The sequence below is a fragment of the Longimicrobium sp. genome, from assembly GCF_036399935.1.
Lineage (GTDB): Bacteria > Gemmatimonadota > Gemmatimonadetes > Longimicrobiales > Longimicrobiaceae > Longimicrobium.
Map to the genome: position 1 here is coordinate 155,451 of NZ_DASWMD010000016.1, position 14,453 is coordinate 169,903.

The 14,453-nt window shown below is 71.7% G+C and carries 14 protein-coding genes; 9 read left to right on the forward strand and 5 right to left on the reverse strand.

From position 1 onward, the window contains the following. The first annotated feature begins 150 nt into the window (after positions 1-150). The 8 genes from VGB24_RS05280 (at position 151) to VGB24_RS05315 (ending at position 7,216) form a co-directional block, all read left to right on the forward strand. Complete coding sequence (locus tag VGB24_RS05280) at positions 151-873, forward strand: vWA domain-containing protein (RefSeq protein ID WP_331071917.1); 723 nt, start codon at positions 151-153, stop codon at positions 871-873. 6 nt (positions 874-879) lie between these two features. Next, positions 880-2,385, forward strand: coding sequence for a protein kinase domain-containing protein (locus VGB24_RS05285; protein ID WP_331071918.1), 1,506 nt, complete (start codon positions 880-882; stop codon positions 2,383-2,385). A gap of 70 nt (positions 2,386-2,455) precedes the next feature. Continuing rightward, complete coding sequence (locus tag VGB24_RS05290) at positions 2,456-3,457, forward strand: FHA domain-containing protein (RefSeq protein WP_331071919.1); 1,002 nt, start codon at positions 2,456-2,458, stop codon at positions 3,455-3,457. Position 3,458: 1 nt separating this feature from the next. Beyond that, positions 3,459-3,848 carry a hypothetical protein gene (locus VGB24_RS05295; protein WP_331071920.1) on the forward strand — a complete coding sequence of 130 codons (390 nt, stop codon included), beginning with the start codon at positions 3,459-3,461 and terminating at the stop codon, positions 3,846-3,848. Beyond that, on the forward strand, positions 3,848-5,161 hold the full coding sequence (locus VGB24_RS05300; RefSeq protein ID WP_331071921.1) for a metallophosphoesterase family protein: 1,314 nt from the start codon (positions 3,848-3,850) through the stop codon (positions 5,159-5,161). Before VGB24_RS05295 ends, VGB24_RS05300 begins: the two co-directional genes overlap by 1 nt. Continuing rightward, positions 5,158-5,745, forward strand: a complete 588-nt coding sequence (locus VGB24_RS05305) for a hypothetical protein (RefSeq protein ID WP_331071922.1) — start codon at positions 5,158-5,160, stop codon at positions 5,743-5,745. Before VGB24_RS05300 ends, VGB24_RS05305 begins: the two co-directional genes overlap by 4 nt. Positions 5,746-5,821: 76 nt before the next feature. Beyond that, the gene (locus VGB24_RS05310; RefSeq protein WP_331071923.1) at positions 5,822-6,595 is read left to right on the forward strand and encodes a DUF2382 domain-containing protein; all 774 of its coding nucleotides are present in this window, start codon (positions 5,822-5,824) and stop codon (positions 6,593-6,595) included. A 93-nt stretch (positions 6,596-6,688) separates the two neighbouring features. After that, the gene (locus VGB24_RS05315) at positions 6,689-7,216 is read left to right on the forward strand and encodes a YsnF/AvaK domain-containing protein (protein ID WP_331071924.1); all 528 of its coding nucleotides are present in this window, start codon (positions 6,689-6,691) and stop codon (positions 7,214-7,216) included. A 948-nt stretch (positions 7,217-8,164) separates the two neighbouring features. Here VGB24_RS05315 and cphA read toward each other — a convergent pair. The 3 genes from cphA to VGB24_RS05330 form a co-directional block, all read right to left on the reverse strand. Continuing rightward, complete coding sequence (gene cphA / locus VGB24_RS05320) at positions 8,165-10,849, reverse strand: cyanophycin synthetase (protein WP_331071925.1); 2,685 nt, start codon at positions 10,847-10,849, stop codon at positions 8,165-8,167. Beyond that, complete coding sequence (locus tag VGB24_RS05325; protein WP_331071926.1) at positions 10,846-11,013, reverse strand: hypothetical protein; 168 nt, start codon at positions 11,011-11,013, stop codon at positions 10,846-10,848. The genes cphA and VGB24_RS05325 overlap by 4 nt, the downstream gene beginning before the upstream one ends. Before the next feature lie 176 nt (positions 11,014-11,189). Continuing rightward, a complete protein-coding gene (locus tag VGB24_RS05330) occupies positions 11,190-12,068 on the reverse strand; it encodes an alpha/beta hydrolase family protein (RefSeq protein ID WP_331071927.1) in 879 nt (292 codons plus the stop codon). Positions 12,069-12,319: 251 nt separating this feature from the next. Between VGB24_RS05330 and VGB24_RS05335 the strand changes: the two genes are divergently transcribed. Next, a complete protein-coding gene (locus tag VGB24_RS05335; protein ID WP_331071928.1) occupies positions 12,320-13,030 on the forward strand; it encodes a hypothetical protein in 711 nt (236 codons plus the stop codon). A gap of 93 nt (positions 13,031-13,123) precedes the next feature. Here the strand turns inward: VGB24_RS05335 and VGB24_RS05340 are convergent, their stop codons facing one another. Together VGB24_RS05340 and VGB24_RS05345 are read right to left on the reverse strand one after the other, a co-directional pair. Further along, positions 13,124-14,008 carry a DMT family transporter gene (locus VGB24_RS05340; protein ID WP_331071929.1) on the reverse strand — a complete coding sequence of 295 codons (885 nt, stop codon included), beginning with the start codon at positions 14,006-14,008 and terminating at the stop codon, positions 13,124-13,126. 190 nt (positions 14,009-14,198) lie between these two features. Next, a complete protein-coding gene (locus VGB24_RS05345) occupies positions 14,199-14,387 on the reverse strand; it encodes a hypothetical protein (protein WP_331071930.1) in 189 nt (62 codons plus the stop codon). Between the last annotated feature and the right edge of the window lie 66 nt (positions 14,388-14,453).

Genomic DNA, 14,453 nt, shown 5'->3' on the forward strand with positions numbered 1-14,453 from the left:
CCCGGGGTTTTTCCGCCCACAGGCCCCGCACGGACGCGTAGCGGACTGAAACCTGCAATGGCCGCGGCTCCGATCGGCGCGGGCCCGGTCCCGCTCCGGCGGGCCAAGGCCGCACACGTCATGGACTTCTGAACGGCGGGGCAGATCGAAATGGACCAGCAGCAGACCAAGACCCGCGGGGTCGCCGACATCGTGTTCCTGATCGACATCTCCGGGAGCATGGCGCCCGCCATCGACGCCCTCAAGGCGAACATCGGCACCTTCGTGGCATCGCTGAGCGGCGGCGAAGGCAACAACATCTCGCCCGTCCGCGACTGGCGCGCCAAGGCCGTGGGCTACAGCGACTTCGACGAAGACCCGCAGCCGTTCGTCGACAACCCGTTCGTGAGCGACGTCGAGGCGCTGCGGGGGCAGCTGGCCGGCCTGGTGGCCGGGGGCGGCGGCGACGAGCCCGAGTCGCTGCTCGACGCGCTGTACAAGGTGTCCACCATGCCGCAGACCGAGAAGGGCGCGCAGAGCCTGGACGCGACCAAGTGGCGCTACCGCAGCGACGCGGCCCGCGTGGTGGTGGTGTTCACCGACGCCTCGTTCAAGCCCACCATGTCCATCCCCGAGGCCAAGGGCGGCGGCATCCAGGACGTGATGAACGCGGTGATCAACAACCGCGTGATCCTCAGCCTGTTCGCGCCCGACATGCCCGGCTACGACGAGCTCAGCCAGATCGACAAGTCCGAGTGGGAGGCCATCTCGTACCCGGGGCTGAACCCGCAGGACGCGCTGGCCAAGTTCACGTCGGACCAGGCCAACTTCAAGAACACCCTTCGGCAGCTGGCGGCCAGCGTGTCGAAGTCGGCCGAGACCGTGGCGCTCTGACCGGGGATGGCCAAGAAGCTCAAGGTGGGCGACGCCATCAACGGGTACCAGATCGACAAGGTGTTTGGGCCCGGGGCCATGGCCATCTCGTACGCGGCGCGCAAGTCGTCGGGGCAGCGGGTGTTCTTCAAGCAGTACAAGTCGCCCTCCGTCACCGTGGCCTGGTACCGCGACTACGTGCGCTACCAGAAGGAGCTCAACCGGCGGATCGAGGTGAGCCCCGCGCGCAACTTCTGCGTGCGGGCCATCGACTCGTTCGAGGCGGTGTGGGGCGGGCGCACGTACTTCCAGGTGTTCGAGCTGGTGGAGAACGGCGCCGACCTGGGCGGCATCTTCGAGCGCGAGGCCGAGGCGAACGGCGGGCACACGTTCGCCGTTCCCTTCACGGACGCGCGGCTGTGGGAGCAGCACGTGATCTGGGCCAAGGTGCTGATGTCGGGCATCAACACCCTTCACGCGGCCAACGTGGCCCACGCCGACCTGAAGCCCGACAACGCGTTCCTGATCGAGGACCCGTCCATCGCGGCGGGCTTCCAGCTGAAGCTGATCGACCTTGATTTCTCGGTGCTCACCGACCAGACGGCGCCCTGGCACGGGCACCAGGGGTACGTGGGCACCGACAACTACCGCTCGCCCGAGCACTTTACGGCGGGCGCCAAGCCGGGGGCCGCCTCGGACGTGTTCACCTGCGGGCTGATCCTGTACCAGCTGCTCGCGGGACGGCACCCGTACTGGGCCGAGGACCAGTCGGAGTACGCGCGGATGGCGCTGGCGCACGCGGCCGAGCGCCCGGTGCTGGGCGGCACCATGCCGGCCCCGGCGACCAACGAGGCCGTCTCCGAAATCCTCTGGCGCTGCCTGTCGCCGCGCCCGGCGGATCGCCCCACCGCCGCCGAAGTGCGCGACGTGCTCACGGGACGCAGCGGTGGGAAGACGGCCAGCGCCGCGTCCGGTGCTGCCGCGTCAGGTGCCGCCGCAGCGCCGGTTGCCGCTCCGAAGGCGACTCCTGCTCCGGCTCCGACGCCGGCTCCGGCTGCGCCGACACCGACGCCGGTCGCACCGGCACCGGCGGCAGCTGCGCCCACTCCGCCACCGATCGTCCCACCGCCGCCAGCCACTCCGCGTGCGCCGGCTCCGCCCGCTCCGGCTCCGGCTCCGGCTCCAGCCGCGCGGCCCGCCGCGGCCGGTGGCGCGCCGCTGACGTCGGCTCGCATCCAGCTGGCGGGTGAGTCGGGGCAGGTGATGACCATCGGGGTGCGCACGCCGCTGGGCAAACACGCGGTCCGCCAGTTCGGGGACGACTTCGCGGTGTGGGACGCGGAGCAGTGCGCACTGGAGCGCGGGAACGACGGCGCGTGGCAGATCGTCCCCAGGGCGGGGACGACGAACGAAACGCTGCTGAACGGCGCCGCCATCACCGCGCCCCAGCCGCTGCGCGAGGGAGACGTGATCGCGGTGGGCCGCGAGGCGAAGGGAATCGCGAAGCTGCCGCTGACCGTGCGCGCGGCCTGATCGACAAAGAAGGAGGGCGCGATGATCGCCATCGCGCCGACCAGCAGAGACCGTACGTGGGAGAGCAACCGTGACCGAAGAGCAGAAGCAGCCTGAGGGGGAAGCGACGGCTCCTGGAACGCCGGGCTCGGGGGCGGGCGGGGAACCCGTCACTCCCGGATCGACCACGCCTGCACCGGAAGCGCCGGGAGCGGAGCCGCCCATCCCCGGATCGATCACGCCCGCGCCGGAAACGCCGGGAGCCGCGCCCGTCGCGACGCCGAGCGACCAGGGCGACGGCGCCGGAGCGCGGATCGACCCCGCGCCCGACCCGTCCGGCACCCCGGCCGAAGCGGGTGCCGTCACCGACGCGACGACGCCCACGGACGCGGCTTCGGGCGGATCGTCTGCGCCCGCTGATGCCGCTGCCACGACGGACGCCGCTTCGGCCACGGATTCGGACGTTACGCTGGAATCGCCCGCGGCTCCCTCCGGGGATGCCGGGGCGGGGGACGGATGGTCGACGGGCGCGACGGAGGGCGATGCCGCCTCCTCGACCGGCACGGCGGACGCCTCCGCGGAGGCTACCACGCCGGTCGATCCCGCCACCGCCGAGCCGGTCGAACCGGCGGACGTTGCCGCGCCCGAGGTCGGGGCGTCGGTGACGGACACGACCGCCGCCGACGTGACCGCCAGCGGCGAGGCCCCGCTCGATGCCCCCGCGGCGGCTCCCTCCACCGATCCGGCGGCCGGGGCGGCGGCGGCACCCGGCGGCGCGCTTTCGGCGGACCGCATTCAGCTCGTCGGCGAGTCGGGGCAGGCGCTGACGCTGGGCGTACGCACGCCGCTGGGCAAGCACGCGGTCCGCCAGTTCGGCGACGACTTCAACGTGTGGGACACGGAGCAGTGCGTCATCGAGCGCGGAGCCGACGGCGCCTGGCAGATCGTTCCCGGCGCGGCCACGACGAACGAGACTCTGCTCAACGGCGAGCGCATCACCGCGCCGGCTCCGCTCCACGACGGCGACGTCGTTTCCGTGGGCCGCGCGGAAAAGGGCATCTCCAAGCTGCCGCTCACCGTCCGCACGGCCTGAGATGGCGTGGAAGTGCCCGCAGTGCGGCTTCGTGCACGAGGACGATGCCACCCGCCGGTGCGAGGCCTGCGGGCACACCCGCGCCGGCACGCTGGCGCTGGTGTCGGAGGCGACGACGAAGCGGCTGAGCGTGGGGGTAGACACGGCCATCGGCAAGCACCTGCTGCAGACGTTTGCCGGTGACGACCACGTGTACGCGGCGGAGCCCCAGTTCCTCCTGGCCCGCGACCTGGTGCACGGGGGCTGGAGCATCGCCCCCGCGCCCGGGGCCAAGAACCCGACTTTTCTGAACGGCGCGGCGCTGGGCGATGCACCCGCCCCGCTCCCCGAGGGCGCGGTGATCACCATCGGCCCCACCCGCCTGCGACTGCGCGTGGAGAACGAGCTTTGATGGACAACGAGGAACATCCCCGGGTCGGGCACGAGGAACCCGCGTCCGCCGACGCCCCGGCCGAAGGCTCGGACGCGGTGACGGCCCCGTTCGAGGAAACGGAAGGGATCGGCGGACAGCCCGACGTGGCGCCATCCGGGGAGTCGGCCGCCGCGACCCCGGCCGATCCACCGCCGCCCGAGCCTGAATCCTCGACGCCCCCCGCGGCACCCGTCGCCTCGGCCGAGGCCGCTTCGGTGAACGTGCTGGAGGTGCGGTCGCTGGACTGGAACGCGGTGCGTGCGGCGGTGGCGAATCCGCCGTCCGGCGAGCGGGCCGAGCGCATCATCGCGGCGATGGAGGAGCGGCTGGCCGGGGGCGGGCCGCTGGGCACCGCCTTCGAGGAGTACGCCGCCGGCCCCGACGACCAGGCCATCCACATCGGCGACGACTGGCCGCTGGGCGAGGTATGGTTCGTGGGCGACGTGCACGGCGACCTGCTGGCGCTGGAGGCCGCGCTGCAGCACGTGGACCGCAGCGGCGGCGGCGCGGACGCCCGCCTCGTCTTCCTGGGCGACCTCTTCGACGACGGCGGGCACGCGGCCGAGGTGGTGCTGCGCATCTTCGAGCTGATGCTGCAGGGGCCCATGCGCGTGGTGGTGCTCGCGGGCAACCACGACGAGGCGCTGTCGTACGGCGACGGGCGCTTCCAGTCGTCCGTGCTTCCGTCGGACTTCACCGGCTGGCTGAACGAGCAGTGCGCCGCCGGGCACCCCTGGGCCGAGCGCCTGGGCAAGCTGATCATCCGCTTCTTCCGCCGTGCGCCGCGGGCCCTGTTCTTTCCCGACGGGCTGCTGGTGGCGCACGCGGGCATTCCCCACACCGACCTGCACCCCGAGCTGGCGGAGAGCGGGAACTGGAACGATCCGCGGGTGCTGACCGACTTCGTGTGGCTGCGGGCGCACCCGCGCGCACGGAAGCGCATTCCCAACCGCACCACGCGCGGAAGCGAGTTCGGGCGCGAGGACTTCGCCGCGTTCTGCGAACTGGCGACGCGTCTCGGTCGCCCCATCGGCCGCATGCTGCGCGGGCACGACCACGTCGAGGAGCGCTTTGCCGTGTTCCCGGCCTGGGCCGCGCACCCCGTGCTGACCATCAACACCCTTTCGCACCGCCTGCCGCGCGAGGTGTTCGGGCCGTACGAGCGGGTGCCCGTGGTCGCGCGCTGGGTGCGCGGCGAGCTGCCGGAGGTGCGGCGCCTGTTCATTCCGCCGGAGCTGGTGCGCGAGGTGTATCCCGAGCCGGTGGATGCGTCCACGGGGGAGGGCGGGTGAAGCGCGTCATCGAGCGGTGTCCCAACTGCGGGGTGGAGCACGACGAGGCGGTAGGCGGGGAATGCGAGGTCTGCGGCACCCCGCTTCGCTTCTGGTGCCGCGTGCACGGCAAGGAAATCGGCTTCCTCTCCTCCGCCGAGTGCCCCCGCTGCGTGGCGGAGGAGCAGGCCCGCCGCTCGCGCCCCGTCCCGCCGCGCGCTCCGGCGCCCACCCGGCGCGAGGCGCCGCGTGCGCCCGTCGAAGCGGCGCCGCGCCGCCCGCGCAGGCCCGTCGTCTTCGACTCGCCCCCGCCGCCATACGCCGGGCGCGATCCGCGCGAGATGGCCGAGGACATGCGGCCGTACGTGGCGGCGGGAGCCGACTTCGCGGTGCTGATGATGCGCGCGCTCTTCGCCCTGGTCCGGCACGTGATCGGGTGGGGCGTGCTGGGTGGCATCGCGGGCGGGGTGCTCGGATTCCAGCAGGGCGGCGATCCCATCTGGTCGGCGATGTTCGGGGTGATGGTGGGCGGCGGCGCGGGACTGTTCTTCGGGGCCATCTCCGCGCTGCGCATTCTCTTCGGCGCGCGGCGGCGAGAGCACTAGCGCGGCCGCGCCAGGACCATCCGGGTGCGACAGGTACGATCAACGGCCGAGCCTTGGCCCCTTTCGGGAGTTGCAGATGAATACTGAGGGGAATGGGCCCGTCAGACGGCTCAGCGAACTGAACGGTCCCGTCGCGGACGGACACGCCGACTCGCGCGGGTGGGAAGTGCACACGGCCGACGGCACCCTGGCCGGCACGGTGGAAGACCTGCTCGTGGAGCCGGGGTCCATGGCGGTGCACTTCATCCTGGTGCAGGTGGTGAAGGAGCTCGCGCCGAATGAAACGATGCGGACGCTGCGCGTGCCCATCGGCCATGCGGACCTGGACGCCAAGCACCGCCGCGTGAACCTGAAGACGCTCTCCCACTCGGACCTGGGGCTGCTTCCGGTAGATCGCGCCGGCGTGGGCGCCGCCGGGGCAGGCAGCCAGCCCGCCGCGCAGCCCGGTGGCGAGGACGTGCGGGTGGTCCTTTCGCACGAGGAGCTCGACGTCAACACGCGGTGGGTGGAGGCGGGCGAGGTGGGGATCACCAAGCGCGTGGAGACGGAGCAGGTGCGCAAGCTCGTTCCGGTGGAGCGCGAAGACGTCTCCATCGAGCGCCGCCCCGTTCCGGCAGACATTACCGACTTCAGCCCGCGCACCGAGGGTGACGTCACCTACATCCCCATCCTGGTGGAAGAGCTGGTGATCCAGAAGCGGCTGGTGGCGCACGAGGAGCTGGTGATCCGCAAGACGCGGGTGACGGAGGAGCAGGTGGTGGAGGAGGAGCTTCGCCGCGAAGTGCCCGTAATCCGCGGCCCGGACGGACCCGTGGAGGTGGGCGCGGAAGGCGGCCGGACCCAGGGCTGATACACGCCTGATACGCCGTCCCGGGGGTACGGGAGTTGCTAAGTCCCCCGCCCACACGGTGGGAATCGGGAACCAGAAAACAGGAGCACGAGCATGCTGGAAAACCTGGGCGGAAGCCACAACCGGAACGACCGCGATCTGGGCGGCCGCGACCGCGACGCGCTGGTCCGCGAGCGCATGCAGGCGCAGGGGATCACCGAGGAAGAGGCGACCCGCATCGTCCTGTCCGAGGAGCAGCTCGCCGTGGGCAAGCGCGAGGTGCAGACGGGCGAGGTGGGCATCCACAAGCGGGTGGAAACCGAGCACGCGCACGCCGACGTGGCCCTGCGCCACGAGGAAGTCGACATCGAGCGCCGGCCCATCGAGGGTGGCTACTCGGCGGCCGGCGCGACGGGCGCCACCATCGGCAGCGACGAGGAGATCCGGGTGCAGCTGCACGCCGAGGAAGCCGTCGTCGAGAAGCGCGTGGTGCCCACCGAGGAGATCCTGGTGCGCAAGCGCGAGGTGGTGGAGAACGAGTCCATCGACACGGAGCTCCGCCGCGAGCACGCCGAGGTGGACCGCACCAACGTCTCCACGGACCGCGGCGTCCGCGACGACCGCCTGGACGGCCGGATGTAACCTGGCGGGTTCCCGGTAACGGGAGACCCAGCCGGATGATGAAGGAGGCTCCGCGGGCACGATGCCCGCGGAGCCTCGTCGTTTCGGGGTGCCCCTCCCCCGGCCCCTCCCCGCACGAACTACGTGCGGAGAGGGGGGAACTTCAGTTGCCGGTTGGCAGATATCCGTGCAGGCCGCGGCGCCCCCCATCCCCAGCCCTTCCCCCGCAAACCGCGCGGGGGAAGGGAGCCAGCCCGGTGCGTCACCCCACCTCCGTGCCGGCACCCCCCCAGCGCCTGTCATCCTGAGGCCCAGGCGCGCCAAACTGGCCCGTAGCACAGCCATCGCGGGCCGAAGGATCTAGCCCGGCGCCACTTCTCACTATGGACGCGACAGCGCCACGGATGCCGGAATCGCCTCGCTCCCCGGCGGCGGGGCGCGCGAAGGCTGGCGGAAAATCGGAGTGCTTCGGCAGCTCCGGCGCATTCCGCCGGCTGCCCTCTCTCCCCGGCCCTCTCCCCCGCAAGCGGGGGAAAGGGGGAATTCGACTGCGCTTCGGCTCGCCCCGCGCGCGACGCTGGTGTGTACACCCTCTCCCGCTTGCGGTCGCTTGCGGAGAGGTGGCACGCGTGTCAGCGCGGCCGGGTGAGGGCCCCAGCGGCGCCGAGGTCCAGACATCCGTGACCGCTGCCGCGCCCATACTTGTACGGTTCCGCCGCTAGATCCTTCGGCCCGCGTACGATGGCGTGCGGGCGGGAACGGTGCGCCTGGGCCTCAGGATGACACGCTGTTGCGCGGCAGGACTTGCATGCACCTGGACGCGTGTCGGCGCGGCCGTTGAAAAGCAGTCCGCGAAGGCGGACTTTGGGCCGTCGTTGCCGCGAATTCATTCGCCCCAGCGGAGCCGAGGGCCTCAGCAGAGCCGAGGGCCCCAGCAGAGCCGAGGGCGCCAGCGGCGCCGAGGCCGCTTCACTCGGCGGCGGCCGCCTGCACGGTGGCTTCGGTCGCACCGCCCTCCACCTGCTGCACCTGCGCCAGCACGTCCAGAAAGTCGTCGGCCAAAATTACCAGCAGGTCGTCCTGCTGCATCAGCTCCAGCGCGCGGGCCACCGCCTCGGGCTCGGGGTACACGGCCTCGATGTTCTCGGCCGCCAGGCCGCCCGCCTGCAGCCCTTCGCCAATCAGCCGGGCCACGTCGCCCGCCGGCCGGCCGCGCCGGTACTTCTCGTGCTCCTTCACCACCGCGTAGTCCAGCACCGAGCAGATCTGCCCCAGCTCGCGCAGGTCCTCGTCGCGCCGGTCGCCGGGCATGGTGATCACCCCGATCCGCCGCGCCGCCGGCATCCGCCCCACGAACTCCATCAGCCCACGCACCGCGGCGGGGTTGTGCGCGTAGTCCACGATCACCGTGCCGCGCGCCGTCTGCAGCACGTTCATCCGCCCCGGCGTGGCCGTTCCCGAGGGCAGGAAGGTGCGCAGCCCCTGGGCGATCGTCTCCACCGGCACCTCCTGCAGGTACGCCGCCGCCACCGCCGCCATCAGGTTGTGCAGCTGAAAGCGGGCGGCGCCCCCCATGGCCAGCGGCACCTCGTCGACGGCGACCACGGGAACGCGCGCGCCGCCCTTGGCGCCGCGGATGACCAGCGACTCGCGCCCGCCCTCGTCCTCCACCATCACCGCCATGTGGCCGAACGCCAGGTGCTCGGCCAGTGCCGGGTTGTCGGCCTTGCCCAGCACCGAGGTGTACACCACCCCGCCCGGCGTCCGCTCCGCCATCCCCACCACCAGGGGATCGTCGGCGTTCAGCACCGCGAATCCGTCCTCCTTGACCACGGAGGGGATCACGGCCTTCACCTCGGCCAGGTCTTCGACGGTGTGGATGCCGCGCAGCCCCAGGTGGTCGGCCGTGACGTTCAGCACGATGCCCACGTCGCACTCGTCGAAGCCCAGCCCCGAGCGCAGGATGCCGCCGCGCGCCGTCTCGATCACCGCCACGTCCACCTTGGGGTTGGCCAGCACCACGCCCGCCGCGAAGGGGCCGGTGAAGTCGCCCTCCATCTGCAAGTGTTCCTGGTAGTAGATGCCATCCGTGGTGGTGAACCCCACGCGCACCCCCGTCTGCCGGAAGATGTGGGCGATCAATCGCGTGGTCGTCGTTTTTCCGTTGGTGCCGGTGATGGCGATGACGGGAATGGTGGAGGCCGCCCCCGGCGGATAGAGCATGTCGAGGATGGCGCCGGGGACGTCGCGCGGCGTTCCCACGTCGGGATCGGTGTGCATCCGCAACCCGGGGGAGGCGTTCACCTCCAGGATCGTCGCGCCGTTCTCGTCGAAGGGAACCCCGATGTCGTCCGTCAGCACGTCGATCCCCGCGATGTCCAGCCCCACGGCGGCGACGGCCAGCTCGCAGAGCAGGGCGTTCCGGGGATGGATCTCGTCCGTGCGGTCCACGGAGGTCCCACCGGTGGAGATGTTGGCCGTGGGGCGCAGGCAGACCGTCTCGCCAGCGGCGGGAACGGTGTCCATCGTCCGCCCTTCGCGCGCCAGGAACTCCTCCGTCTGCTCGTCCAGCGGAATGCGGACCAGCGTGGGGTTGGGATGGAGCGGGTCGCGCTTGGGATCCTGGTTCACCTCTTCCGCCAGCTCCCGCACCGTCCGCCGCCCATCACCCACCACGTGCGCGGGAACGCGCTCCGACACGCCGACCACCTTGCCGTCCACGACGATGACGCGGTGGTCGCGCCCCTGCGCGAAGCGCTCCACGACCACCTTGGGATGCTCCGCCAGGGCGATGGGCCACGCCGCGCGCACCTCGTCGTCGCTGTCCAGCCGGCCGGAGATGCCGCGCCCGTCGTTGGCGTCCAGCGGCTTCAGCAGCACGGGAAAGCCGATACGGTGGGCGATCTCCAGCGCCTCCTTGGCCGTCTCGGCCACGCCGCCCTCGGGAACGGGAAGGCCGTTGCGGGCCAGGATGCGCTTGGTGCGGTCCTTGTCGGAGGTCATGTCCGTGGCGATGACGCTGGTGAAGTCCGTCATCGCGCCGTCCATCCGCCGCAGGTTGCGCCCCAGGCCCAGCTGGAAGACGGGGTCGCCCGCAAAGCGCCGCACGGGAATGCCGCGGCGCCGTGCCTCCTTGATCAGCACCAGCGAAGTCGCCCGCGGCCGCGCGTCGTGGAACACCTCGCGCAGGGCAATCACCGACGCATCCAGGCCCAACTCGTCCCCGCGCAGGGCGCGCAGAAGCAGCGTTTCGGCCGTGTACAGGCTCTCGACACCCACCTCGGCCTCGGCGTAGCCCACCGCCAGCTGCGGCGGCTCGCCGTGCGCGCCGGGGATCACACGGTTGAACATCGTGGGCGCGCCCGCCAGCAGCTGCAGCGCCACCGCCACGCGGCCGACCAGCTGCGCCCACGCCGCCTCCTCGCGCCCAATGCCGAACGCCACCGCGTCGGGCGAAAGCCCGGGAAGCGCCGCGGCCAGCTGCTCCATCAGCCCGGGAACCGCCTCGGGGGGCCGCGCCGCCAGCGGCGGCGCGATCCACACCTCGCAGGCGGCCACGGGGTGGGTGGCCCAGATGCTGGGGCCGCGCAGCGGCCGCACCGAGCGCAGGCGGATGGGGTCTTCGCTTCCCGTCTCCATCGCTTCGTCCGTCAAGCGTGCTCTCCCTTGGTGGAACTCTCGCCGGCCTTCGTGCCGCCCTCCGGCGCCGCGGCGGGGCGGGGCGCGCAGTCGATCCGGCGCGCGTAGGTGTGCGGTTCGCGCGGCGACGCCGCGACGGGCTTGTCGCCCGGGGTCCGGTCCTGCTTTGCTGGGGTCATGAACCTGCACATGAAAGGGGAACGCGGCCCTCCGAAGCCCAGCCACGCGCCCTCCTGGAACCGGAGGGCGCGCGAGCCGTGCCGCAGGGCCGCGTTCTGCAAATTCCTGCCCGCGTGGCGCACCACCATCCCGCTGTAGGGAGGGGCACCGAGCGGGTGCGCCTGCCCAAGCGCTCTTATCGCGCGCCGAGTCTCTGCAGCAGCCAGGCGATCCGCTCGTCGCGCGCGTCGGACGACTTCAGGTAGTGATCGCCGTCGTACCACCGCACCTCCTTGGGCTCCGCTCCCGCGGCGGCGTACCGAAGGAACGTGGCCTCGGCGAAGTACTGTTCCTGCCGGGGGAACTGGAACAGAATCGGCCGCGACGCCGCTCGCCCGACGTGGTTCACGGGATCGATCGGCGCCATCTCCCGCGCGTAACGGTCGCGCGCCTCTCCCATGAGCTCCGGGTTGTTCACCGCGGCGATTTCGGTGAAGCTGGACGGCCCCGCGATCAGCACGGCCGCCCGGATGCGCGGCTCCGCTCCCACCAACGCCCCGCCGAACGCGGCTCCGAAGCTGTGCCCCACGTACCCGATCCGCGCCGCGTCCACCTCGGGCCGGGCGGCGAGCACGTCTACCGCGCGGCGCAATCCCACCACCACGCCCGTGTAGCGTTCCAGGTCCGCCGCCCCGTCCTTGAACAGCGGCAGCCAGAAGGCTTCCCTGGACCACGGCGCGTCCAGCACGAGGGAGGCGACGCCGCGGCGCCCCATCTCCACGGCCTCGTCCAGGTACGTGGTGCGGCTGCCCGGCGCCGGGTGCGTGTAGATCACCCCCGCGGCGCGGCCTCCCGTCCCGGGAATCACCAGGTACGCGCGGACCGGCTGGCCATCGGGGCCGGCATATTCCACGTCGTGGATGGAGACGCCGTCCTGCGTCTCGGTACCGGCGATCCGCACGGTCGGCACTTGGCGAGCGTCATAGTCGAAGGCGCCGCGCATGCCGGCCGCGGGTCCGCGGGCCGCTTGGCCGCAGGCACCGAGCAGGAGCGGGAGCAGCGCTAGGTCCCTCATCTTCATCCGTTGGGCAGAGACATTCATTCGGGCTCCCGGATCAGGGGTGCCAGGCACGGCTTCGTGCTCCGGATGAACACGAGCCCAGGAATCGATGACGCGGAGTGCGCGCGAACGTTACGCCCGAACGGCACGATGCGCACCTGGAAATCAGGCCCCCGGGTCGATGGACGGGGTCGGCCCCGGCGGCACCGACCGTGCACTGTGCTCACCTCGAATGGTGCAACGAACCCTGGATCGGGAGTATGGCTATGGCGGAGAACGAACGCGAGACGAAGGAATACTCGCTGGAGGAGCGCCGGTACATCGGCGACGATGGCAAGGTGCATCACCACACCAACAAGTGGATGGCGGAGCACGAGGGCGAGTCGAAGAGCGGCGAATCGCAGTCCGCCCGCGGCAAGGGTTCGGAGTCGGGCGAGAGCAAGGGCTCAGGGTCGAAGAGCGGCGGATCGCAGGCGAAGAGCAAGGGCTCGGAGTCCAAGGGCGGCGAATCGCAGTCGAAGAGCAAGACGTCGGAGTCCAACGGCGGCGAATCGCAGTCGAAGAGCAAGGCGTCGGAATCCAAGGGCGGCGAATCGCAGTCGGCTCGCGGCAAGGGTTCGGAACGGGCAGAGGCAAAGGGCTCGGAGTCCAAGAGCGGCGAGTCGCAGTCCGCCCGCGGAAAGAGTTCGGGGTCGGCGGAAGGCAAGACTTCGCGTTCGGGCAAGGGTGAGGAGAGCTCCGGCGGCGCGCGCCGTACTTCCGAGGAGTCCGAAGAGTCGAAGGAGGGCGGCGGGCTGGCGAAGGGGCTGATGGCCGCGGCTGCGCTGGGCGTGGCCGGAGTAGCCGCGGCCGCGGTGGTCGCCGCCCGCACCAGCGGCGAGCGTGAGGTAGACACCGTCGAAATCCGCGAGACGGGCGACCGCACCCCCGACGCAAACCAGACCGGGCGTACCGGCACCGAGGGCGGAGTGCACTGAACGCTGCCGGTCGTGTGGGACTTGGCCGAGGCTCCGCGAGCTACATGCTCTCGGAGCCTTCGGCTTGATATGTCATCATGTTGACGATGGCTGCTATCCCAGCAGCGCGATCAGCGCCGCGCCGCTGGTGACGAGCAGCGCTCCGGCGGCGCGGGTGCGGACGGCGGAGCGCTCGCCCAGGAAGCCGATGCCCAGCGCCGTCGCGATCAGGATGCTGGTGCTGGCCACGGCCATCACGTAGCCGGCCTGCGCAAGCCGGAACGCCAACTGAAGCCCCGCCACCTGCACGGCGAAGGTGGTTCCCGTCAGCACCACCAGCCAGGCCCACGGCATCATCCGCGCGGGCAGGCCGAGGCCGGGCTGCTCCCTCCACGCCATCCACGGCAGCCCCGCCGCCAGCACCGCCGCCGACCCCAGCGACAGTGCGGCGCCCCACGGAAACGGCCCCACCTCGGCGATCCCCACCTTGTGCACGAGCGTGGCAAAGCTGAACGCCACCAACGATCCCACGGCGTACCAGCTGGCGCGGGAGGCCGCGAGGGAGCGAATGGGGCCCAGCGCCGAGCCGCCCGGCCGCAGGCCGATGCAGTAGATGCCCAGCGTGACCATCGCCACCCCCGCCGCCGCGAAAGGCGTGGGCACCTCGCCCAGGAAGGCGAAGCCGCCCAGCATCACCAGCGGCGGCAGCAGCCCGCTCAGCGGCTGGATGACGGACAGCTCGCCGCCGCGCAGGGCAAGCGCCATCAGCACCATCCCCAGCACCTCCGGAACCAGCACCATCCCCATGGCACGCCAGAAGCCCGGGGTCAGCGGCGGCCATCCGCCGGTAAGTGACACGGCCGCGCACAGCAGCGCGCCGCCCACCAGCCGGTACGCCACCGTCGAGACCACCACGCCGCCGCGCGCCGCGGTAAGCTTGAGCGAAAAGCTGTGCGCGGCCGTCCCGATGGCGGCTACGAGCGCGAAGACAATCCACATCCGCGGCTCAGCGCGGCGGAGGGGCAGCCAGCCGGACGGCCTCGGCACGTCCCTGCGCGCCGGGCTTCCCGCCGCACCCGATCTCCCCTGTCCCCCCTCCCACGCCGCCCACGTCGCGCTTGTCCACGAACCGTCTTCCCTCGTCCAATTGAGCATCCGTGTTCCCGGCGACCCCGCCGCCGCGGCCCCTTCAGCAAGCAGCGTGCGGGGTGCCCCCAGCGGTTGCCGATTGGGCTCGGACGGGCGACCTATGCTCGGCCGCGCGAACCTTCTCGCGAATCCGCCGGACGTCTTCGTCCACCATCAGGCGGGGAGCTTTGCCGTACGAGGGGGCGGAATGGGGATCGGCGGCGAAGAAGAGGCTCTTGATCTCGCTCACGATGGGTTCCTGCGACGAAGGGGTACGGCCGCCCGAGTCTCCTCCCGCCGCGGCGCCCCAACGTGC